This window comes from Streptomyces sp. NPDC041068 (assembly GCF_040647455.1).
GTDB lineage: Bacteria > Actinomycetota > Actinomycetes > Streptomycetales > Streptomycetaceae > Streptomyces.
Genome location: NZ_JBEZCG010000008.1, coordinates 371,179 through 392,576 on the forward strand (window position 1 = coordinate 371,179; position 21,398 = coordinate 392,576).

Annotated in this window: 17 protein-coding genes and 3 pseudogenes; 6 read left to right on the forward strand and 14 right to left on the reverse strand. The window is 69.5% G+C overall.

Annotation, left to right across the window (positions count from 1 at the left end; all coding sequences use genetic code 11):
* Positions 1-152 precede the first annotated feature (152 nt).
* The 5 genes and pseudogenes from AB0B50_RS21095 to AB0B50_RS21115 form a co-directional block, all read right to left on the reverse strand.
* Entirely contained in the window at positions 153-893 is a 741-nt protein-coding gene (locus tag AB0B50_RS21095) for a peptidase E (protein ID WP_362333760.1), read from the reverse strand.
* 494 nt (positions 894-1,387) lie between these two features.
* Positions 1,388-1,489, reverse strand: a pseudogene (locus tag AB0B50_RS21100) (GNAT family N-acetyltransferase); the annotation flags it as partial.
* Between the two features lie 243 nt (positions 1,490-1,732).
* Complete coding sequence (locus tag AB0B50_RS21105) at positions 1,733-2,269, reverse strand: GNAT family N-acetyltransferase (protein ID WP_362333763.1); 537 nt, start codon at positions 2,267-2,269, stop codon at positions 1,733-1,735.
* 464 nt (positions 2,270-2,733) lie between these two features.
* A pseudogene (locus AB0B50_RS21110) lies at positions 2,734-2,853 on the reverse strand (glycosyl transferase); the annotation flags it as partial.
* 59 nt (positions 2,854-2,912) lie between these two features.
* Positions 2,913-3,566 (reverse strand): CatB-related O-acetyltransferase, encoded by a 654-nt coding sequence (locus tag AB0B50_RS21115; RefSeq protein WP_362333766.1) that lies wholly within the window; start codon positions 3,564-3,566, stop codon positions 2,913-2,915.
* 99 nt (positions 3,567-3,665) lie between these two features.
* Between AB0B50_RS21115 and AB0B50_RS21120 the strand changes: the two genes are divergently transcribed.
* Positions 3,666-4,292 carry a TetR/AcrR family transcriptional regulator gene (locus AB0B50_RS21120; RefSeq protein ID WP_362333769.1) on the forward strand — a complete coding sequence of 209 codons (627 nt, stop codon included), beginning with the start codon at positions 3,666-3,668 and terminating at the stop codon, positions 4,290-4,292.
* 382 nt (positions 4,293-4,674) lie between these two features.
* Here the strand turns inward: AB0B50_RS21120 and AB0B50_RS21125 are convergent, their stop codons facing one another.
* Positions 4,675-6,060: a hydrolase gene (locus AB0B50_RS21125; RefSeq protein ID WP_362333772.1), complete on the reverse strand. Its 1,386-nt coding sequence runs from the start codon at positions 6,058-6,060 to the stop codon at positions 4,675-4,677.
* A gap of 428 nt (positions 6,061-6,488) precedes the next feature.
* Positions 6,489-7,709, reverse strand: coding sequence for a metallophosphoesterase (locus tag AB0B50_RS21130; protein WP_362333775.1), 1,221 nt, complete (start codon positions 7,707-7,709; stop codon positions 6,489-6,491).
* Positions 7,710-8,192: 483 nt separating this feature from the next.
* On the opposite strand from AB0B50_RS21130, the gene AB0B50_RS21135 reads away from it, so the two are divergent.
* The gene (locus tag AB0B50_RS21135) at positions 8,193-9,374 is read left to right on the forward strand and encodes a serine hydrolase domain-containing protein (protein WP_362333777.1); all 1,182 of its coding nucleotides are present in this window, start codon (positions 8,193-8,195) and stop codon (positions 9,372-9,374) included.
* 432 nt (positions 9,375-9,806) lie between these two features.
* Here AB0B50_RS21135 and AB0B50_RS21140 read toward each other — a convergent pair whose 3' ends face one another.
* Positions 9,807-10,175 carry an STAS domain-containing protein gene (locus AB0B50_RS21140; RefSeq protein ID WP_362333968.1) on the reverse strand — a complete coding sequence of 123 codons (369 nt, stop codon included), beginning with the start codon at positions 10,173-10,175 and terminating at the stop codon, positions 9,807-9,809.
* 180 nt (positions 10,176-10,355) lie between these two features.
* A pseudogene (locus tag AB0B50_RS21145) lies at positions 10,356-10,603 on the reverse strand (transposase); the annotation flags it as partial.
* Between the two features lie 153 nt (positions 10,604-10,756).
* On the opposite strand from AB0B50_RS21145, the gene AB0B50_RS21150 reads away from it, so the two are divergent.
* Positions 10,757-11,572, forward strand: a complete 816-nt coding sequence (locus tag AB0B50_RS21150; protein WP_362333780.1) for a phosphotransferase — start codon at positions 10,757-10,759, stop codon at positions 11,570-11,572.
* Positions 11,573-11,798: 226 nt separating this feature from the next.
* Here AB0B50_RS21150 and AB0B50_RS21155 read toward each other — a convergent pair whose 3' ends face one another.
* From AB0B50_RS21155 to AB0B50_RS21165, 3 genes are all read right to left on the reverse strand, one after another.
* Complete coding sequence (locus AB0B50_RS21155; RefSeq protein ID WP_362333783.1) at positions 11,799-14,771, reverse strand: tetratricopeptide repeat protein; 2,973 nt, start codon at positions 14,769-14,771, stop codon at positions 11,799-11,801.
* On the reverse strand, positions 14,768-15,178 hold the full coding sequence (locus tag AB0B50_RS21160; RefSeq protein WP_362333786.1) for a hypothetical protein: 411 nt from the start codon (positions 15,176-15,178) through the stop codon (positions 14,768-14,770). Before AB0B50_RS21160 ends, AB0B50_RS21155 begins: the two co-directional genes overlap by 4 nt.
* A gap of 305 nt (positions 15,179-15,483) precedes the next feature.
* Positions 15,484-17,226, reverse strand: a complete 1,743-nt coding sequence (locus AB0B50_RS21165) for an ABC transporter ATP-binding protein (protein WP_362333788.1) — start codon at positions 17,224-17,226, stop codon at positions 15,484-15,486.
* Between the two features lie 74 nt (positions 17,227-17,300).
* Here AB0B50_RS21165 and AB0B50_RS21170 point away from each other — a divergent pair, with 74 nt between their 5' ends.
* Complete coding sequence (locus AB0B50_RS21170; protein ID WP_362333791.1) at positions 17,301-17,885, forward strand: TetR/AcrR family transcriptional regulator; 585 nt, start codon at positions 17,301-17,303, stop codon at positions 17,883-17,885.
* A gap of 322 nt (positions 17,886-18,207) precedes the next feature.
* Here the strand turns inward: AB0B50_RS21170 and AB0B50_RS21175 are convergent, their stop codons facing one another.
* A complete protein-coding gene (locus AB0B50_RS21175) occupies positions 18,208-19,056 on the reverse strand; it encodes a hypothetical protein (RefSeq protein WP_362333794.1) in 849 nt (282 codons plus the stop codon).
* A gap of 549 nt (positions 19,057-19,605) precedes the next feature.
* Here AB0B50_RS21175 and AB0B50_RS21180 point away from each other — a divergent pair.
* Positions 19,606-20,241 carry a DUF4386 domain-containing protein gene (locus tag AB0B50_RS21180; protein ID WP_362333797.1) on the forward strand — a complete coding sequence of 212 codons (636 nt, stop codon included), beginning with the start codon at positions 19,606-19,608 and terminating at the stop codon, positions 20,239-20,241.
* Positions 20,238-20,960 (forward strand): DUF4386 domain-containing protein, encoded by a 723-nt coding sequence (locus AB0B50_RS21185; RefSeq protein WP_362333800.1) that lies wholly within the window; start codon positions 20,238-20,240, stop codon positions 20,958-20,960. Before AB0B50_RS21180 ends, AB0B50_RS21185 begins: the two co-directional genes overlap by 4 nt.
* Before the next feature lie 73 nt (positions 20,961-21,033).
* Here AB0B50_RS21185 and AB0B50_RS21190 read toward each other — a convergent pair whose 3' ends face one another.
* A complete protein-coding gene (locus AB0B50_RS21190; protein ID WP_362333803.1) occupies positions 21,034-21,240 on the reverse strand; it encodes a hypothetical protein in 207 nt (68 codons plus the stop codon).
* Positions 21,241-21,398: the final 158 nt, after the last annotated feature.

A 21,398-nucleotide genomic window follows, 5' to 3' on the forward strand; every position in this document is an offset into this window, starting at 1 on the left:
ACTCCTGGCGGCCGGGTCGTTCGGCGCCCGGAGCAACGCCACGGAGCGGGCTGCGAACGACCCGGGGGAGAGAGCGATCCTGGACAATGACTCCACTTGCGCCGATGCGGCCACCGGCCCCCGCTCCCGGCAGCGCCGCTCGGGTCACCAGTTCACGCGGGCGGAGTGAGCCGATGTGCCGAGACGAGCAGACGACACGGCAGAGCCTGCTCCCTGACTCCACTGTCCCCGTCCGGTTCCACCCGATAGAGCCGGGCCCGAGGCGTGCGCGTCACCGAGCCCGTCAACTGACCGTCGGTGAAGAGGGCACCGACACCGTCCTCCAGCGCCCAACCGGCCGGAAGCGTGCGGCTTGCCACTGCTGCTCGGTAGGACGGTCGGCGTCCCGGCTCACTGTCGTAGTGCGGACAGACCGAACCGGGCAGCAAGCCCAGCCCGTCAGAGAGGTGCGTCAGCGGCCCGAACGAGTCGGTATGCGAGCCCTCGGCCCAGCAGTTGGCGCCGGCGCTGATCCCGCACACCAGGGTCCCGCGGTCGAAGGCCTCGCACAGGAGCCGGTCCACGCCGTGCACACGCCAGACCGCCAACAGATTCGCGGTATTACCCCCACCCACATAGACGACGTCCTGGGAGAGCAGGAACGTTCGCAGGCCGTCGTCGTCGAGCTCCCGCCGGAACAGCCGCAGGACATCGGGCTCGCAGGAACGTGGCTGGAACGCCGCGAGGAATTGCTCGACGTAGGCAGGGGCGTCGCCACTGGCTGTCGGCACGAAGCACACCTTGGGCCGAGGCGCACGTACCTGATCGAGTACCCAGTCATCCAGCAGACCGTCGGCGTCGATGGAGAAGCCGCCCCCAAGGAGGACCACACGCCGTTCTGGAACGACAGCCACGAGGATGCCTCCTCAGTACACGGTTCAGGCATGGGCGATGCCCCGAACAGTGCCAAGTCGTCGGTTGCGTCGCAATCGAATAGACGCCTTGTAGCGGGAGGTTGGCCATGTGCGCGAAACGGTGAGTGAGGGGGATGGTGGAACGGCGAGCGAGGGGGATGCTGGGGGTCAGCCAGTGTTTCTGACGGGCGATCGCGCAGCGCCGTGCTGGGCACTGCCCCTCAACGGGCGGCTGCGAACGGCGTCTTGCAGCAGGCTGAGCCTCCAGAGGCGGGCTCCTGAATGCCGGGCAGCTCGTCAGGGTTTGATGACTGCAGCCCCAGGACTCCGACGCCCAGCGCCTTCACCCGTCTCCGCGCACGGTATCTGGAGGCCGATCACGAACTTTCCGCACCGGGACACGTGAGATCCGTATAGGGAGTTCGAGCACGTCATGGCGATCACATGACGAGGAGGCCTGCCACGGGGGGGGAAGACCGTTAGTGGGCACGGACTTCGCTGGGCGGCCAGAACAGGCCGATCGAACCCACCACCAAACCGCTCTCGCGCTCGATGATCAGGCGGTGGCCGTACGCGTCGAGCCAGGCGGGGTGCTGGTCGCAGGTCCTGGAAATCGGATACGGCATCGTGGCCTCCCGCCGAGACCGGGGCTATGCCCCCGAGGCCCCCAGGCCCTGACGGAGTTCGCCCTCACCGCACCCGAGGTCCACACTGTCCGCTGATGTGGCACTGTCCCACCCGTCCTCAGTCCGCGTGCTGGAGAAGGCCGGCTTCCACCGGTGGGCCACCGAAGGGAACGCGGAGAACCTGGCCCGGTTCAGGAACAGTCGGGCACGCGCTCAACGGGGCGGTGTGACCGGGGACCACATGCCGAACCACTGCTCGGCGCCGTAGGCCTCGTACCGCTCCACCTCGATGAACCCCAGCTTCGCCGCGAGGCGCATCGAGCGGGTGTTGGCGGTCTGGGTGGCGAGCACCACCGGTTCGCCGGGAAGCGCGTCGGCGAACCAGTCGAGTGCCGCGGTGCAGGCCTCGGCGGCGTATCCGCGTCCCCATGCCTCTGGCAGGAACAGGTAGCCGAGTTCGGCCCTCCCGGCAGCCTGACGAAGGTGCCCTGTTTCTTTGGTGAGTGTGATCTGGCCGATCATCGCTCCGTCGAGGTCGACTACGAAGCGGCCGGGGCGCCCCTTGGGTGCCTCGGGCACCTCGCGCTCGAGCTCGTCACGCGGCCTGGGGCCGCCGAGGTAGGTGCCCACCTCTGGCGAGGCCAGCAGCTCGATGATCGCCGCACGGTCCCGGCCCTCGGGCTCTCGGAGCACGAGCCTGTCGGTCGTGATGGGGGCAGGCGGCCAGGCGACGGGTCCGAGGTCACTCATGCCGATCAGCCAATCAGCAGGTTCGAGAGCGATCAAGATGTGCAGACCGATCAATGCACGAACTCGGCGGCCGTTCTCACGACGATGCTCGCAGTTGAGGTTGGGACGTGTTGGCCTGACGGGTTGTGGGGTGGGTGCCCCCGCTTGCCGTGGTGGCGATCGAGGGCTCCCCAGGTCTTGAGCGCGCTCTGGTCGACGCTTCCGGATCAGGTCGTCGACGGCGCTGCCGTGCCGTTCAATTCCCAGACGACCGTGCCGCAATCATCGATTGCGAAGGTGAATCCTGTGAGGTGAACCATGAGTCCGTCATGTTTCCATGGGCCCCGCATTGTCGCTCAAGTGCTTCGCACAAGTAGGTCCCGGTTACTGCTTCTGTGTAATGGGCAGATTCCTTTGCCAGTTGTCACGCTGGTCCTGTCGTGCGGTGCCGTAGGTCGGCACCATCCCATGACGAAAGTGACGGTGTTGGCGTAGGTGACCCGGTGCCCGCGGGCCACCAGCTCGTGCATGAGCGCGAGGCCGGGCAGGACAGGGCTGACGATGGGGACGCCGACCCTCGCGCTATGGGCGCGGCGACGGGACACGGGCGACCACTCGCTTCTGGCGCGGGAGCTGGTGCGGGCGGTGCGGCGAGGACGCGATGTCAGGGCTGATCGATCTGCGCGGCGGCCTCTTCCAGGTCGGCGACGGTCCCCGACATGATCGTCCGTACGTGCCTGGTGATGTGCTGCACGGGCCAGTCCCACCACGCCACGGCGAGGAGCCGGGCGATGTCCGCGGCGTCGTAGCGGGTGCGGATGAGTCGGGCGGGGTTGCCGCCGACGATGCCGTAGTCGGGGACGTCGCCGGTGACCACGGCGCCTGCGGCGATGATCGCGCCGTGACCGATGCGTACCCCGGGCATGACCGTGGCGCCGTGGCCGAACCACACGTCGTTGCCGACGACCGTGTCGCCCCGGCCGGGCAGGTCGGTGATCAGGTCGAAGTGCTCCGCCCAGGAGCCCCCCATGGTGGGGAACGGGAAGGTGGAGGGACCGTCCATGCGGTGGTTGGCGCCGTTCATGATGAACCGGGTGTCCGTCCCCAGCGCGCAGTACTTCCCGATGACGAGCCGCTCGGGACCGTAGTGGTACAGGACGTTGCGCGTCTCGAACGCTGTCGGGTCGTCCGGATCGTCGTAGTAGGAGAAGTCACCGACCTCGATCAGCGGCGACTTCACCAACGGCTTGAGCAGGACCACGCGCGGGTGCTCGGGCATCGGGTGGAGCACGGTGGGGTCGGCGGGAACGGGCGGCATCGCGGAGGCGGTTCCTCTCTGGTCGACCTAGAACGACAACTGTCGCGTTAAGATGCTGACACGGCCCTGCCACCTTGATCAACCGGATACTGATTGCCGATGACAGATCCGCTGGACACGACATCGGACCGCCGTCCGGGCGGTCGCACCGCCCGCATCCGCGCCCAGGTTCTCGACGCGGTGCTCGCCGAACTCGCGGAAGGCGGTCACGAAGGACTCACGATGGAGGGTGTCGCGGCGCGGGCCGGAGTGCACCGCGCCACGGTCTACCGGCGGTGGCGCGATGTCGGCGGCCTACTCGTCGACGTCATCGACGCCGCAGGCGAGATCGACTGGCAGCCGCCGGACACCGGCTCACTGCGCGGCGATCTGACGGCCCTCAACCAGGAGATCCAGGAGTCTCTGGTCGTACGGCCGTCGTTCGCCGTCGCCCTGATGGCCGCCTCGTTCCACTTCGAACAGGCCGCGCGGGCCCAGACGCAGCTGTGGGCGGACCGGTACGCCCAGTGCGAGATCCTCGTCGAGCGTGCCATCGAGCGCGGTGAACTCCGCGCACAGCACACGGACGCGCGCAGCCTGCTGATCGCCGCCACGGCGCCGATCAACCACCAACTGGTGCTCCTGCGTGCCGATCCGGACCCGCAACTCCCCAAACGAGCCGCGGAGGCGGCCGTCCTTGCGGCTGCCGCGGGCGCCTTCTCCGTCCGTCGGGAAGAGAGCGTGTGATCGAGGAGACAGGGAGCGAGGGAGCGAACGCAAGCGTCATCAAGAGCGCGGCACGACCTGGGGCGCGCTCCCGTGCAGGCGGATGCCGGCCGCCCAATGATGAGGGCTCTCGTTCTGCTGGATTCCGGGATGTCTTCGATCGGAAGGCGGGTGGCGGTCGACGGGGTCGCCAACTCGGAGCTCGCCGTGCGGGTGTCCTGCTCCGAACGCACCGTCAAGAACGTGACGTTCGGCCTCACCACCCCCGCCGCCTGCACCTGTGCGACCGCGACAGGGCGCACGTGGTGGGCGTACGCCCTGCGCGAGAGCTACGTGTGGAGGGTCGGACGGGCAGTGGAGAGCGTCTGTCGGGGCAGTGGGTCCCGCCCTTTCGTACCGGGAGTCAGACGGTGAAACGCACCGCCTCCAGCTGAATGTTCTCCTCCATGGGGCTGCCCCCGTACTTCCACTGCCCGGGATCGGTGCACGTCTGCTCCAGCCACTCCCTGTCCTTCAGATAGGCGTCGAGGCACACCGAGCCGTCGAAGACCTGGAGGGTGTAGCCCTGCATCGGGGGATCCGACTCCTCGGTGCTGCCGATGACCATGTCCGCCTGGTCGTCGCCCTTCTGCCACTTGTCGCCGTCCCGCCAGCCCTCGGTGACATAGGCGCTGGCGCCGGTGACGCCGCCCGTGCCGGACACCGCGATGTTCAGCGCCTTGATGGGTGTGCCCTTGCCGGTCGTGCCCGCCTCGGCCCCGTCGCACACGGCGTCCTGCCAGCCGTCGCCCTCGACAAACGCCCGGTAGCAGATGTGGCGGCCCTCGCTGCGGGCGGCGAGCTCACGCACCGCGGTGGCCGCCGTCCGCTCCTCCTCGGGGTCCTCCTGTCCGCCCCCGCCGCCCTCCTGCCCGCCCTTGTCGGAGTCGTCGCCGGAGTCATCCGGCTTCTCCTCCTCCTTGGGCGGGGGCGCCGGGCTGCTGGGCGGCGGGGGAGGGCTGTCCGGCTTGAGCCGGCCCGCCTGCTGCGGCTTCTCCCGCGCGGCGGTCTGCAACTGCGGACGGTTCGACATCCAGATCACCACGAACGCGATCGCCAGCGCGACGACCACACCGAGGACGGCGGCCAGCCAGCCCGGCAGGATCCCGCGCTGCACGAAGGTCCCGTTCACGTCGATCGGTTCGGCGCCGGAGCGGCGTACGGCCAGGGCGTAGGGCTGTTGCTGTTTGGACCCGAGCCAGATGATCTGCTGGGGCCGCAACGTCGCCCGCACGAACGCGGCCCTGCCCGGGGCGATCTGGACGTTGCCGGGCTCCAGTTCGTACGACAGCTGGTCTCCCGTGTCACCGCCGCTGAGCGACGCGGTGACCGGGGTGTTGCCGAGGTTGTCCACCGCCAGCTGCGGCCGGCCGCGGAACCAGCCCCGCACCGTCGGCGGCACCAGCTCGGCCCGTACCTCGGTGAAGGGGGTGACGGTGATTTCCCCCTCGGTGACCGTGGCGGCCCCCGGATGTTCCGTCGGTGTGATCCGCACCGCGTAGGAGTGCGGGCCCGCGGTCACGTCCGGCGTTCGTGGCGGCGTGCATCTCAGCTCCACCGAGCCGATCGTCCCTGGATAGAGCCGAAGCTCCGCGGGCTCCACCGTGGTCCAGGGGGCGAGGTCGCCGACCGGTTCGATGCGGTACGCGTCGACGACGTCACCGTTGTTGCGCACCCGTAGCCGCACCGTGGTGGTGCTGCCGGGGTCGACGGTCGTAGAGGCAGGTTCCAGGGAGGTCCAAAGGCTCACCCGACGACGCTAGGAGAGAGCGCGGAGCACGTCAGGAGTCTTGCGGGCAGGGCCGCCTGGCCGAACGGGCAGGTGTGCCGGTCGTTCCGGCGCCATCTCGTGGAGGAATACGCGGTATTGACGGGAAGTCAGGAGACGGCGAGTGTTCAGTGCGACGCGGCGTGAAGGCACCCCGGGCAGCGGCCTACGCCCATGGCGGACACCGGAAAGCCGGGCAACGGCGCGGTCGTGAACTACCCCGCGAGGATCACAGATCAGCCAAGCCGACCGACGTCGAGAGCGACGAGGAGCATGTGAGTGCGTCCTGCGTCCTGCGTCCTGCGACCTGCGTCCTGCGTCCTGCGTCCTGCGACCGGGCTCGGCATCACCCTCGACTGAACCGATCAGCTCGTGGACAGCTCCGAGCGGATGAGGTGTCCCGCCCGGTGCTACGGCGAGGTGGGCAGGTGCGGAGAGCGGAGCACGAGCAGGGTGATCTCGCTGGGGGCGAAGACACGGAACGGCGGGCCCCAGAAGCCGGTACCGCGGCTGGTGTAGAGGAGGGTGCGGGCGCCGTGGTGGCTGAGGCCGGCGAGGGCGGGCTGGTCGATGCCGACCAGGTGGTGGAAGGGCCAGATCTGGCCGCCGTGGGTGTGACCGGAGAGCTGGAGGTCGATGCCGTCGGCTGCCGCCCGGTCGACGAACTTGGGCTGGTGTGCCAAGAGCAGGACGGGCAGGTTGGGGTCGGCGCCGTTCAAAGCTCCCGCGAGATGGGCGCGGTGACCCGCAAGGCCGGAGGACTCGGCGGTGACGTCATCCACGCCGGCGACCACGAGGGTGTCGCCTCCGCGTTCGAGCAGCAGATGGCGGTTGCGCAGCGGCTCCCAGCCCAGCTCGTCCATCAGGTCCACCCAGCCCTGGGCCTCGCTGTAGTACTCGTGGTTTCCGGTGACGTAGACGCGGGCCCGGGTTGCCCGCACGGTACCGAGCGGGAGGGCCTGGGCGCGGCGGCGTTGGGCCGTGCCGTCCGCGATGTCGCCGGTGTGACAGACCAGGTCGGCTTCCAGGGCGTTCACCGTCTCGCACACCCGAGCCGACCAACGCGCGCGATCGAGTGGGCCGTAGTGGGTGTCGGTGATGAGGACGACGCGGGTACCGTCCAGCCCGGCCCCCAGTCGCTGGAGCCGTACATCGAGTCGCCGTACGCGTGGCACGCGGCGGGCCTCGGCGTACCCCCAGGCGAGCAGGGCGGCGGTGACCCCGAGGGCGGCCCAAGTGACGATTCGGGCCCGGTCCTGGCTCTGGCCGACGCCGGTCATGGTCAGGGCGGCACGCAAGAGGACCCCGGCCAGAACGGACCAGGTGAACAGGACCCAGCTGGCGCCCAGAAGGGTGTCACCGATGATCGCCGCCCGGTCGTGCTGGCGTCGGCCGTGGCCGCGCACCATCGCGAGCGGCATACCGACGAGGCCGAGGGCGAACAAGGCGGTGCCTACCAGCGTGACGGGCAGCGGCCAGTGCTGGCCGCTGTGCAGGAGCACCCAGCAGGGCACGGCCCACAGCAGAACGGGGGCGATCACGGGGATGTAGCGCATCAGGCGGTGCAGTCGGCTCTGCCGCGGCACTTGCGTTTCCCCCCTGGCGGGCCGGGTGTTGCTGGTGTCGGTCACGCTTCCCCTCCCTGACCAGGCTGCCGTCTCGCGCACTGTATCCGGTCGCCCTCCGGTCGGCCGGAGGGAGGCTGTGGAGGCTGTCGAGCACGCCTCCCGCAACCAGGCACTCCAGGGCATGTGCAGTACTCGGACGTGGACTTCCTCACCGCGCTCGCCTGCGTGACGAAGGCGGCGGCCAGGTGGTCGACGAACTGGGACGCGAGGGCGGGCGGCTCGTGGTCGAACCCCGTCGGCCCGAAGGTGCGCGGTCTTCCAAAGCGGACGACCGGGCGGGGCGGACCGACGACGGTGCGCCCCGTCACCGGCCCCGCAGGGTGCCCAGGTACGACCTGGTGGCAACCGATGGGCCCCTGGTCCCGTTCGCGTAGTACCACGGCCCTGTCTTCGCTCCCATGGTCAACCGCGCGGCTTGAGGCAGATGTCACACACAGCACAGGGGCACATCCGGCCCAAGGTGACGATGACCTGGAGGCACCACCCATGAAGCGGTTGGCTGCACGTACGACTTCACTTGCGATGGCGACGGCCGCACTGCTGGGAGCGGTCACCGCCGCTCCCTCAGCACAGGCGGGGGAGCGGGCGGACCGGGGACACGAGGCGACCCAAGCCGCACTGCGCGCGCTGGTCGAGAAGGGAGAACTGCCCGGTGCCGCCGCCAAGGTCCGTGACAGCAACGGGAGTTGGAAGGGGGAGGCCGGTTACGCCGACACCGGCACGAAGCGCGAGCGCTCGACCGCCGACCACTTCCGTGGCGGCAGCATCACGAAGACCTTCATCGCGACCGTCCTGCTCCAGCTGGAGGCCGAGGGTCGGCTGAGCCTGGACGACACCCTCGAGGCATGGCTGCCGGGCCTGGTCCAGGGCAACGGGTACGACGGCAGCAGGATCACCCTGAGCCGACTGCTCAACCACACGAGCGGCATCGCCAACTACACCGACGACCCCGTTATCGCCCACAACTCCGCCGGCCCTGGCTTCCTGGAGCACCGGTACGACACCTACACGCCCCAGGAGCTCGTGGCGGCCGCCCTGAAGCAGCCGCCGCACCCCGAGCCGGAGAAGGCACCGCGGTACTCGAACACCAACTACGTGATCGCCGGGATGGTCATCGAGAAGGTTACGGGCCACGCGTACGCGCGCGAGATCACCCGACGGATCATCGGACCGCTGAAACTGCGCGACACGTCGTTCCCCGGCAAGGCGCCACAGCTGCCGAAGCCGCACCCCGTCGGGTACTCCCGCCTCCATCAGAAGGACCCCGACGCCAAGGTGGTCGACGCCACCGAGCAGAACATGACCTGGCTGGGCGCGGCAGGAGACATCATCTCCACCACCGGCGACCTCAACCGCTTCCAGCGGGCCCTGATGCGCGGCGAGTTGCTGCCGCGGGCCCAGATGGAGGAGATGCTCCACGAGGTGCCGGACGGAGAGGTCATCGGGTACGGGCTGGGCGTCGAGTTCGCGAAGCTGTCCTGCGGGGCGCGGGTGGTGGGCAAGAGCGGTCGCACCAACGGTTCGCTGTCGGCGATGGTCGGCACGACGGACGGCAAGCACCAGATGACGTTCAACATCAACGGCGACTGGCTGCGGGATGGCTCGATGTACACCGACGTGATCGAGGCCGAGTTCTGCGGCAAGCCCCCTGTACCGACCGAACGCTAGTGCCCCAACGGAATTTCGGGGTCTGGCCTGCGGGTTTCGTTGGGCGACCGAAGCGCAGCGGGCTGTGGAGTGCTCTGGGGCGGTCTCACGGAGGCCGCCCCTCGGTCGTGCGACAACTCCGCCGGGAATGACAGAACCAGGGAAAGCGTCATGTTCAGCTGACCGACTGACGGAACGGCAGCCTTCGCCGGTTCTGCTGTGAACCCACGATTTTCCAGCAGTAGTCCAGCTGACGCGGCGACGAGCCCTCCAGATGCCGCTGACCGCCCTGCCACTCCGCTGGAGTCATCGGCGGGCTCGACGTCCTGTCCGGCCACCAGGGCCTCGACCACTTGGATTCGGGCCGCCTCGTCGCTCCAGACGATGTGCGGCTTGCCCGGAGCATGTAGTCGTGGGCCCCCGACCGGCTCCTCGGGCGGACGCGCGAGACTTCTAGGAGCCGTCCGTGAGGCCGTCCCACCGATCATCGCTTCCATCGATTCCGCGTGTCTTCGTCAACAGCTCTTCAAGGCCCAGGATTTGCAGTACTTGCCTGACAGGCCTGGACGGCTGGATCACCGTGAGGAAGCCACCTGCTGCTCGGCAGTGTCGGTAGTGCGACAGCAGGACGTTGACACCACAGGAATCAATGAAGGTGACATCGGAGAGGTCGAGGTCCACCATCCGCGGCTGCAAGGGGATCAGCACCCTCGTCAGGGACGGGGCGCTCGCCACGTCCAAGTCTCCACAGACGTGCACCAGTACGGGATCGAGACCCAAAACCGCATCCACGTGCAGCGGCTGAGACGAGGGGGCAGCCATGTCGTGTGCCCTCCTTGGGGGGACAACCCGGGTGATGCGTCCGGCACAGGAGAAGGGAGTATGCCCGAATCTCCGCTCCGCACCCATGGCAGTGGTGGCAAGCTCCTCCCCACGCATGCTCGGGCGGAAGTCGGCGTTGCCCGGGGTGAGCAGGCTACGAGATCCAAAGTGCTGTGTGGGCTCGGTCGGCCGCGCCCAGGGGCGACGCGGATCCGCCGCAGCCTCATGGGTGAGCCGGGGGTCTGCTTCATGAGCCGGAACGTGTGCTGCAGGTCGAACCTGCGCAGGAACGCCTGCCGACGCACATCGACGTCGACGGTCGTCATCCCGGTCTTCGAGGACCACAGTCAGAGCGGCAGTGGGTCGTTGCCGCCGGGCAGGCGGCCGACCTGGAGGCGGATCAGCGTGCCCTCGATGACCAGGCGTCCGTCGGCAGCTGTGGTCACGTGTGGTTTTGGTCGGAGCACGTGTTCAGACGAAGGCCGCCTCCGAGTCTGACGAATGCCCAGGTGCGTGACCTGGTTCGAAGCGCATTTCGAGACCGCCCCACACACGGCCGGCCTGACGGTAGCGTGATCGACATGACGGCTGAGGGCGAGATGGCAGAGGGCGAAGCCCTGGTCGGGGGCATGATGAACGCGGGCGCGGTCTTCCGCCGCGGTGCCGTGGTGGAACGCCCAGCGCCGCGCAGCGCACGCGCTCTTCATGCTCATCTCCTCGCACTCGCAGAGCACGGGTTCAACGCGGCTCCGAGGCCGGTCCGTCTCACCGCAGACGGACGAGAACAGCTGACCTTCATCCCCGGCGACGTCGCTCTACCGCCGTTGCCGTGCTGGGCAATGACCGAGACGGCGTTGCGATCGGTGGGAAACCTGCTGCGGCGCCTGCACGACGCCAGCGCGGCCATCGCGGTTGACGCGGGTGTCGAGTGGCCCCGGTCCCTGGCCGACCCGGCGGGAGGCACGATGCTGTGCCACAACGATGTGTGCCTGGACAACGTCGTCTTCCGCGACGGCCGTGCCGTGGCCCTGATCGATTTCGACTTGGCGGCCCCCGGCCGAGCGGTGTGGGACGTCGCCATGACCGCCCGCTACTGGGTTCCCCTGCTCGATCCCGCGTCCGCGGCGGGTTTCTGTCCCACGGGACTGGATGCCCCGATGCGACTGCGGATCCTCGCCGACAGCTACGGCCTCTCCCCACAGGAGCGCGCTGAACTGCCCGACGTCATCGAACAGGCCACCGCATCCTGCCGAGCCTTCGTCGCAGACCGAGTGGCCGCCGGTGACCCCGTCTACATCCAGGCTCTGTCCGAGCGCGGTGGTTGGCAGCGTTGGGACCGTATCCAAAGGTGGCTGGCGGCCAACCACGAGGTGTTCACCGCTGCCCTGTCCAACTGACGGCTCAGAGGTCGAGGAACAGGCCAGGCTCAGCGCCTGTTCAGCCGACGACGCTGTAACGAGCATGCACCTGCGGCTGCTCCTGCGTGCCCGGCGGGCCGCAGAGAACCATGACGCGAACGGTCTGTCAGGTACGGAACTGCGGGATACGGTTGATCCTGAGCGCGCGGAATGGCCCCTGAGGCCAGGGGGCAGGAGTCAGGGCCCAGGAGTCAGGGGTCAGGGGTCAGTCGGGATGGCCCCTGAGGTCGTGCAGCTGATCACGGCAGTACGTGGCCCACTCCTGGGCGCCGATGGACTCGTAGTTGCCGAGTGCCTGACGGAAGCGACGGCGAGCTGCGTCGTACTCGCCCTGGGCGCGGTGGGTGTCGGCCAGGCCGGTGAGGGCGTTGGCCTGGCCGAGGCCGTCTCCGGTGTCTTTGGCCAGGTGCAGTGCTTGTTCGTAGAGCGTGGCGGCGGTGTCGTGCTCGTTCCGGAGGCGGTGGGTGTGGGCGAGGCCGGTGAGGGCGTTGGTCTGGCCGCGGGGGTCACCGGTGTCTTTGGCCAGGTGCAGTGCTTGTTCGTAGAGCGTGGCGGCGGTGTCGTGCTCGTCCCTGAGGCGGTGGGTGTGGGCGAGGCCGGTGAGGGCGTACGTCTGGCCGCGGGGGTCGCCGATGTCTGCGGCCAGGTCCAGAGCCTGTCCGTAGAGACCGACAGCTGTGTCGTGCTCGTTCCGGAGGCGGTGGGTGTCGGCGAGGCCGGTGAGGGCGTACGTCTGGCCGCGGAGGTCTCCGGTGTCTGCGGCCAATTCCACTGCCTGCGGGTACAACTCGGCCGCCGTCTCGTACTCGCCCCGGAGGCGGTAGGTGGCGGCGAGGCCGGTGAGGGCGTATGTCTGGCCGCGGAGATTGCCGGTGGCCTTCGCCAGGTCCAGTGCCTGTTCGTAGAGCGTTGCGGCGGTGTCGTGCTCGTCCCTGAGGCGGTGCGTGTGGGCGAGGCCGGTGAGGGCGTTGGTCCGGCCGCGGGGGTCGTCGGTGTCCTTGGCCAGCTCCAGAGCCTGCTGGCACAGCCCGATGGCTGTGTCGTGACGGCCGTCGTAGCGCAGCCAGCGGGCGCACTCCATGGCCAGTCGGTTCGCTCTGTCCCAGCGGTCGGTCATGGCCCCCGCCGAGGCGGCTTCCAGCTCGTCGGAGTGCGCATGCAGCCACGCCAGTGCCTCCGGCGGTCCGCTGAAGGAGGCGCCCGCCGCCGACGCCAAACGCCGGGACGTCTGCCCGGCGAGGGGGAGCAGTGCCGCGCTGAGGTGCGTCAGCAGGTGGTCGTACAGCCGTTCACGGGCTGCCGTCCGATCCACGACGGCGTCCACGGCGGTGGCCTGCCTGGCCTGGATCAGGAACAGGTCGTGAAACGCCGCCTGCCCTTCCGGGCCACGCTGCAGCAGGTGCACGTCCACAAGGTCGCCGAGACGCAGCGCCGCCGCCCCCGGCGAGAGGCCCGCCATCGCCGCGATGGAGTCCTTGGGATAGGTGCGGCCCGGATGCCAGGCGCAGTGCCGCACCACGGTGCGCAGATGCTCGGGCAGGACTGCGTAGGAGGTGCGGAAGGCGCGGCGGATCGCCTCGTCCGCCGTGGGGAGTTCGGCGAAGGGCCCGCCACCCGCGTCATCGCCATCGGTCATGGCGGACAGCACGTCCGCAGGATCGGCGTGCCGCAACTTTGCGCCGGCCGGCCGCAGGGTCAGGGGGAGAAGGCGGCATTGGCGTGCCAGCGCGGTCAGGTGGGCGTCATCGGCCGGGTGCGGACGAAGGTCGCCCATCTCCCGCAACAGCCGGACCGCCGACTCCTCATCGAGCTCCCCCAGCGGGATCCTGCGGTGCTGGGCGACGGGAAAGTCCTGATTGCGGCTGGAGATCAGGCACAGGCAGTGGGCTTCCGGGCCCGGGAAGAGAGGGGCGACGAGATCGGCGTCGGGCGCGTTGTCGAGTACCAGAAGGACCCGGCGGCCCGCGAGCCAGGCCAGCCACTCGCGTCGGCGCTCCTGCAGGCCCGTCGGGATACGGGGATGGCCCACCCAGCTCAGCAGCCTCTCCAACAGCGCCTCGGGCGTGGCCGGTGCCGCCGCCACGGCGCCGGGGCTGCCGTCCGCCGCCGCCTCCTCGAACCCGTTGAGGTCGATTTCGAAGCGCCCGTCGGGGAAGCGGTCCTTCACCCGCACCGCCGCCTGCCCCAGCAGCGCCGACTTGCCCACCCCGCCCATGCCGTGGACCAGCAACACGGCCGGGCCGCCACCGGGTTGCAGGACCTCTTCGGCAGCGGCCTCGATCGTGGCCAGCGCGCCCTGGCGTCCCACAAACACCGCGTCCACCGGGCCGAGCGTCGACGGTCCACACAGCGGCTCGACCGGTGGCGCGACCGCGCCGTCATAGGCAGGGTTACGGCCGAGCACGATGACCCCGCCGTGGTTACGGGTCCCCAACTGCGGCTCGGGCAGCACGAGTCCGGCCACCTCGCGCCCCGTGAGGTTGTCACGCAGGCAGGCGTACACCGTGGAGATGTCCAGCAGCTGCAGCTCCTCACCGCGGCGGCCCTCCGGGTGCTGCGGCACCGGCCCCGTCACGCCCTCCGTCAGCAGCCGCAGCAGCTCCCCGGTGAAGGCGCTGTACGTCGCCCCCGGTGGGCACACCGCCTCTTCCTGGCCGGAGGCGGCGGTCAGGACGACTGCGCCCTCCATGTCCGCCAGTTCGAAGAACCTCTCACCAGCAGGGCGGCCGACGGTCGCGGACATACCGCCGTCGACGGCTCGACCGGCAAAGCAACAGTCCAGGACGAGCACGCGGCGGGCAGCGTTGGAATGCGTCACGATCTGACGTACGTCCGAGTAACGCAGCCAGCGATGCGGGCGGTCCACGTCCACATCGGGAAGTGCGAGGCGCAGCTCGGGGTCGCCGGGGGAGGAGTCACCGTGGCCCGCGTAATAGATGAGCAGCGTGTCCGTCGCCTCCTGTGCGGCGGCCGCCAGTTCATCGAGTAGGCCTCGGGAGTCGGTCGTCTGCAGCCGGTCCAGGCAGTGCTCCGGGGCCAGCCTCCACCCGTCGTCGCCGATCAGGAAGTCCCGCAGCCCCTCCACGTTGCCCCGCACCCCGGCCAGCCCTGGCAAGTGGTCGTAGGTGTGAGCGCCGATCAGCACCGCACGGGACTGGTCCGGCACCGGGAGGGTCACAGCGCGGGCTCCGCGTCCGCACCCGGTTCCGCATCCGGGTCGTCCGTGACCGCGGGGGATTCGGGAAGCAACTCGAGGAGTCGCCGAATCTCCTCGGCCGAGTGCTCGCCCGACACCTGCAGCGTGATGTCACCTCGGGTGAGGGTGAGCGTCGGGGGAGTGGGGCCGCTCGTCCGACGTCGGTTGCGCAATGAATCATGCAGGGCCACCGCGAGCGCCCCGTAGGCGGCCGACTGCGTCAGGACGACGTTCAGCACCTCCAACGTGCCCATGCTGCCGTCATCACGCCGGCTCCGGGAGTTGATGGCCAGGCGCCTGCTCCGCGGGTGGTCGCGCAGGAAGCCGCGCAGCGCGGCGAGGGCAGGCCCGCCATCGGGCACGGATATCTGAACTTCTACGACGTCCACACGCGCTCCCCCGGACAGCAGGCCGACGCGCGGCCGGATACGTAGCTCGACATGTGGCTCCATGTGCGACCAACAACCATTCCGCAAAGAGTAGTTGACCATTACGAGGATAGTGCCGGATCACCCTCGGTGAGCGTGTGCGTCAGGTGCGATGCGCGAGCGGACTCCGTCCGGGTTCGGCAAGTGGGGCCGAGGGCTGGTCTCATGGGACGGCGGGCCACGCGGACGGTCAACGCGACGCGGATCGCGTCGGTGAAGCGGGCGGGAAGCGTGTCATGGTCGTGGAACGAGCGCCGAATGGCGGCTCACCCCGCCGGCACCTCCTGCGCCATCCGCAACGCCTCCACCAGGTCGCGGTAGAGCTCGTCGCCCGCCAGCAGTTCCTCGTGGGTGCCTTGCGCCCGGATGCGTCCGGCCTCCATCACCAGGATCGAATCGGCGTCGACCACGGTGGAGAGCCGGTGTGCGATGGTCACCACCGCGCCGTCGCGGGCCCGTTGCCGGATGCAGTCGTGCACGGCCGCTTCGGTGAGCGCGTCGAGCTGGGCGGTCGCCTCGTCCAGCAGCAGCACGTCCGGCTCTCGGAGCAGTGCCCGTGCGAGCGCGATCCGTTGCCGTTCGCCGCCCGACACCGCCGCCGTCGACAGCTCCGTGTCCAGCCCGTCGGGCAGCGAGGACACCTTGTCGGCCAGGTGTACGTCGGCGAGCACCCGGCGCAGCGCGTCCTCTCCGGCGTCGGGTCGGGAGAAGAGCAGATTGTCGCGGATGGTGCCGGGTACGACGGGCGTGTCCTGCTCCACGTAGGCCAGCCGGGCGCGTACCGCCGCATGGCCGTGCTCCGCGTACGGGGCGCCGTCCAGTCGCAGCTCTCCCTCCTGCGGCTCCAAGAACCGCAGGAGCAGCGAGAACACCGTGGTCTTGCCGGCCCCGGACGGCCCGACGACCGCGAGGTGGCCGCGCCGCGGGACGGTCAGGTCGACATCGCGCACCGCAGGCTCCTGGCCCGGCCCGTACGCCGCCGTGACTCCGCGCATGTGCAGCACGGGCCCGTCCGTACGCTTCTGGGGCCCCGGCGCCGCCGGTGGCGCGTCCTCCTCCAGCGGCAGCCCGGCCACCGCCTGGATCCGTTCGGCCGCCGCGATACCGGCCTGCAGCGCGGTGAGGTTCTGCGACAGCTCCGTGATCGGCTCCATCAGCCCGAAGGCGTAGAGCAGGAAGGCGATCAGGCTGGACACCGCCAGCTCCCCCTCGCTGACACGCCACGCTCCGACGCCGAGGATGAGGATCACCGCGAGCTGGATCCCGGACCAGGCGATGCTCCACACCGTGGCCTCCAGCCGCACCGACCGGATGCCGTACTGGGCGGACGCGCGCGCGTCTTCCATGATCCGCTCGGTCTGGCGTTCCTCGGCGCCGCTGGCCTTGACCGTACGGATCGCGCGCAGCGTGCCCTCCAGCGTGCCGCCCACCCGCCCCACGTGTTCCTGCGCCCGCTCCTGTGCCTTCGCGATCTTCGGCATCAGCGTGGCGAACAGGACGATCACCACCAGTACCGCCGCGAGAGTGGTGCCGAGCAGCACCAGGTCGAGTACGCCCATCAGCACCAGCGTGCCGATGAGCATCACCACGCCGTTGATCAGCCCGATCACACTGGACGATGCCGCCTCGCGGAGCAGCACCGTGTCCGAGACGGCCCGCGAGACCAACTCGCCCGGCGGCCGTTTGCTGACGGAGGGCAAGGTGGCGCTGAACATCCGCCGCACCATCGACTCCCGCGCGTCCAGCACCACTTGCTCGCCGAGCGTGCCGAGCAGGATCCACTGCACGCAGTACAACACCGCGCCTATGACCAGCAGCCCCAGCAGCGCGAGCACCGGTCCGCGCAGCGAGGTGCCCGCGCCCAGCGCGTCCAGGACTGATTTGGTCACCATCGGTGTGGCCAGGCCCAGTGCGGACGCGGCCAGTGCCAGCAGCAGCCCGCCGCCGAGCGCCCGCCGGTGGGGCCGGGCGAAGGACCAGAGAACGCGAAGATTCTTCGGAGCATTCATGCTCCTCAGTGGAACATCGATGTTCCATCACGGTCAAATGTGTTTCATTACGGAACCGCGCTACGGTATGGACCATGGACATCGCCGTAAGCCAGGGCAGCAAGCGCGAGAGCGGGGCACGCGCCCGCACCCGGCGCGCCATCCTCGACGCCGCCGCCATCGTGCTGGCCAAGAACTCCGCGGCATCGCTCGCGGACGTGGCCGCCGCGGCGGAGGTCGGCCGGACGACGGTGCACCGCTACTTCCCGGAGCGCTCCGACCTGCTGCGAGCCCTGGGCGTGGATGTTCTCGACAAGGTCGCCGCCGCCACTGAGCGGGCCCGTGTGGAGGACGGCCCGGCGCTCGCCGCACTGGAGCGCCTGTGCCAGGAACTCTTCGGGCTCGGCGAGTCCCTGACGCTCGTCTTCGACGAGTCCCTGGCAGCCACGTGGAATTGGGAGGGCTGGGAGGAGGACACCGATGCCGACCGCGCCCTGATCCGCCTCATCGAGCGCGGCCATGCCGAGGGTGCCTTCGACACCGGACAGGACGCCGACTGGATCGTCCAGGTCCTGTGGTCCCTGCTGTACGTGGCCTGGCAACGCAGCCGCGACGGCGGCAACTGGCACGAAGCGCTCACCCTGTGCCTGCGAACGCTACGGAAGGTGGTTGCGCCGTAGGGCGTCAACCTCCGCTTTTTGCAGAGGCGTTGGTCATTCGCAACGCGCCGGCTGTCGCCTTCCCGGCCCCTGCGCGCACGTCACGGGCACCCCGGCAGCTCTGGGCCTCCAGCATGGACAGCGCCTCGTACAAGGCGCCCTCGGCTGCGGCCGCCTCTGGTCCGTATCTCTGGCGCACTGTGGAGCTGCCTGGCACGGCGGAAGCGGTCGCCCCGCGCCGAGTCCTCGTACGCCGTAATACACAGGAGCTCGTCACCACAGGGGATCCGACTCGAAGGGCACCCCGACCATGCGTCGCGCCAGGGCCGGTGACCCGCACGCATCACGAGGGAACTGCCTCGGTGGATGAACTGGAGTTTCCCGGCGCAAGGGGCCCCGGTGGGCGTTGGATTCCGCCTGCGGCTCTGCGGCGCAGACGGTGGTGCATCATCCCCGCCGCGCACATCACCACGGGGACGGCGACGGCGGGCACGGTCCACCACGGGATGCCGATCCACACCGACGGCAGGCCCACGCCGAAGCAGACCGCGGTGATGGTGATGAGCAGCCGCTTGCCGAACGGATTCCAGGTGAAGGGCTCGTGGTCACGGGGCCGGGCAAGACGCACCGCACCGAACACGAGGGTCTGAGCCGCGACGAGTGCGGCGAGCACGCCGATGGCAGCGTTCATCTGGAGCTCGTCACGCGGCGCCTCCGAGGTGTTCTGCCGTACGCCGTCCTTGCTGAGCACCACGATGTCGCCACGCCAGGCGGTGGCCGTGACCCGGTCGCCGGGTGCGAGCCGCTCCAGGAGCGGCCCCCCGTCCCCGAAGGGCACGGTTTTCCGCCAGGAGTCCCGATACGTCAGGGTCGCCTCGTAGGAGGAACTCTTCCCCGCGGTCTTGTTCACCGTCTTCTCCACGGTGAGGTGCCAGGTGCTCAGGCAGTCCGTCTGGCCCTGCTTCATGGCAGGGGAGGAGCACGGCTCGGCCGCGCGGTAGTCCTGGTAGCGCTCGCTGTCGGAGGGCAGCCACCAGGAGAAGACCAAGCAGCAGGCTGCCGCCGGTATCAGGGACAGCAGGATCAGCAGCACGCCCGTGAACCGCGTCCGGACCGGCGATCGTCGGCCGGCACCGTCCTTGCTCGAAAGCCTGCCGGAGCTGTGCGCCGCAGCCATCGCCCGTGTTGTCATCGCCCGCCTCCTCCGCCCCAGCTTTCATGAGCCCGAAGCGGGAACACAACGAGGTCAGACGGCAATCTGAGAGCGGTGGTGGCTTCCGCGTTCCAGCACACCTACCGCGGGGTCGCGGAGCGGAGTTCCTTGCGTCAGCCGTTGCAAGGACCCACAGCGGGCAGCCGAAGGCGGGTGTGGCACAGGACGCGTGCGGCGTTCCAGGGGTTCTCTCGAAGCTCTCGGACGGTGGCCGCTCCGGCGGCGGTATCCGGCTGCGGGGCGCGGGCGAGTCGGCGGATCCCCTTCTTGGACGCGCCCACGGGGTGGGGTGGCCGGGAGTCGTGCATCGGACGGCCCCGCCCGCGTGCCGTCTGCGGGGCCCGGGGTGATTCCTCGCGCGCGGGCGGCGCGTATGCCCGCAAAGGGAGGATAGTTGGGGCCCAGAAGCACTCTCCTCGGGTAGCAGGTCGTCGCTCGATGGCCTGTCGGCGGCCGACCCGTGGCCTGGGCGCGGCAAGGCTCATGTTCCAGGCCCCCGGGTGGGCTGGGGGCGGAAGGGGCGAAAGCATGCCGTACAGGAAGACCGCTGTGCTGGTGGGGTTGCTGTTCCTCTCGTCGACGCTCACCTTCTCCGTCGGCAGCTCGCTCCTGGAGGACTACTTCTCCGGCACGGACTCCGGAGAGGGAGGGCTCCGCGCGGGCGTACTGCTGGAGAGTTACACGGGTCTTGCGGTCGCCGGGATCGGCATCGCGCTGTTCCCCGTGCTGAAGCCGCACGGGATGCGCCTCTCGGCCGGGTATCTGGCTCTCAGGTGCGCGGAATGCGCTGTCATCATTGCGGTCGGGTGCTATTTCCTCGTGAGCAAGAACGAGTTGACGGATTACGATCTGCTGGTCTATGCGTTCTCCGGCGCCGGTGGTCTGGTCCTGTCCTACCTCCTGCTGCGTTCCGGGCTGGTCGCACGGTGGCTTTCGGTACTCGGACTCGTGGGCTACGCCGTTCTGCTGGCGGGAGTGGCGAGTGACCTGCTGGGGCTCGTGGACATCAACTCCGGTGCCGGGACGGCGTTCTACGTTCCCGGTGGCTTGTTCGAAGCAGTGCTTCCGCTGATGCTGATCTTCAAGGGATTCCGCCTCATCGCGCCGGAGCCCGGCATGGGCGATCGTGATGAGCGGCCGATGCCCAAGGGGGCCCGCGGATGACCCCGCCCGGCGGGGCCTCGCTGACGGTACGCGATGCCGCTCTGGTCGCGGGAACGGGAATCCTGGCCATGGCCTTGTTGGCGGTCTTCGCCAACTTCGGCGTGCTGGAGAACCTGGTCACCGAGGACGACGCGGCACGCACCGCCCGGGACATCCGCGGTTCCGAGGCACTGTTCCGCTTCGGCGTCGTCGCCCTGTTCCTGGTCGCTGTCCTGGACGTGGTGGTGGCCTGGGCGCTGAGGGTCTTCTTCCAACCGGCGCACAAAGGAATCGCGACGCTCGCGGCCTGGTTCAGGCTCGCCTACGCGGCTGTGCTCCTCGTCGCCGTCGCTCAACTCGTCGGGGCGTTGCCCCCGGCCAAGGACGCCGAGTCCCTGGGGGCGTACCGCGCGGACCAACTGGACGCCGAAGCACTCATGCGCATCGATGCCTTCCACGACATCTGGGACGCCGGGCTCATCTTCTTCGGCGTCCACCTGCTGTTGCTGGGGTACCTCGCCTTCCGGTCGGGCTACGTACCCCGGGTGCTTGGCGTCCTGCTGGTCCTCGCGGGGCTCGGCTATCTCGTGGACAGCCTGGGGGCGTTCCTCTCCTCCGGGTACTCGACCGAGGCGGCCGTGTTCACCGGCGTGGGCGAACTCATCCTGATGATCTGGCTCCTGGCCAAAGGCAGGAACGTCGGCTCACGGCTTCCGGCACAGGCCGAGACTGCGCCCTGATCCGACCACGCTCGCCCCCACTGTGGTGCAGCCCGGCATGTCCCAGGTCTCGCCCGCTCGTGGCCGCTTCTCCTTAGCCACGCGGTACGCGAGCCACGCGGTACGCGTCCGACTCCCGCAGCCGCAGCGCCGCCAGACCCAGCGCCTCGGCCGCGGTCGGACCGTCCGTCCCGCCGGGCTCCGGTCCTCCCAGATCGACGTCGGGCCCCTCGGGAACGGCCACGATGTTGACCCGCCCGTACCGGTGCGGCGTGGACCCGCCCCCGGGCCATGAGCGCACCGTGCTCCCCTGCGCGACATCCGGACCCAGTACCGCACGCTCCGTGACATCGAGGTTTCCGGCCATTGCCCTCACCCATTCCGCGTCGGCGGACGGAAGCCAGGACGTCCCTGCCTCACCCGGCTCCGGGCCTCACGCTTCTCCCGCCGCCGCAACCG

Coding starts and splice junctions, on each gene's coding strand:
- AB0B50_RS21165 (WP_362333788.1), bottom strand. CDS start 17,226: ATGAATGCTCCGAAGAATCTTCGCGTTCTCTGGTCCTTCGCCCGGCCC.
- AB0B50_RS21115 (WP_362333766.1), bottom strand. CDS start 3,566: ATGCCGCCCGTTCCCGCCGACCCCACCGTGCTCCACCCGATGCCCGAG.
- AB0B50_RS21150 (WP_362333780.1), top strand. CDS start 10,757: ATGACGGCTGAGGGCGAGATGGCAGAGGGCGAAGCCCTGGTCGGGGGC.
- AB0B50_RS21135 (WP_362333777.1), top strand. CDS start 8,193: ATGAAGCGGTTGGCTGCACGTACGACTTCACTTGCGATGGCGACGGCC.
- AB0B50_RS21120 (WP_362333769.1), top strand. CDS start 3,666: ATGACAGATCCGCTGGACACGACATCGGACCGCCGTCCGGGCGGTCGC.
- AB0B50_RS21140 (WP_362333968.1), bottom strand. CDS start 10,175: ATGGCTGCCCCCTCGTCTCAGCCGCTGCACGTGGATGCGGTTTTGGGT.
- AB0B50_RS21175 (WP_362333794.1), bottom strand. CDS start 19,056: ATGACAACACGGGCGATGGCTGCGGCGCACAGCTCCGGCAGGCTTTCG.
- AB0B50_RS21185 (WP_362333800.1), top strand. CDS start 20,238: ATGACCCCGCCCGGCGGGGCCTCGCTGACGGTACGCGATGCCGCTCTG.
- AB0B50_RS21170 (WP_362333791.1), top strand. CDS start 17,301: ATGGACATCGCCGTAAGCCAGGGCAGCAAGCGCGAGAGCGGGGCACGC.
- AB0B50_RS21105 (WP_362333763.1), bottom strand. CDS start 2,269: ATGAGTGACCTCGGACCCGTCGCCTGGCCGCCTGCCCCCATCACGACC.
- AB0B50_RS21180 (WP_362333797.1), top strand. CDS start 19,606: ATGCCGTACAGGAAGACCGCTGTGCTGGTGGGGTTGCTGTTCCTCTCG.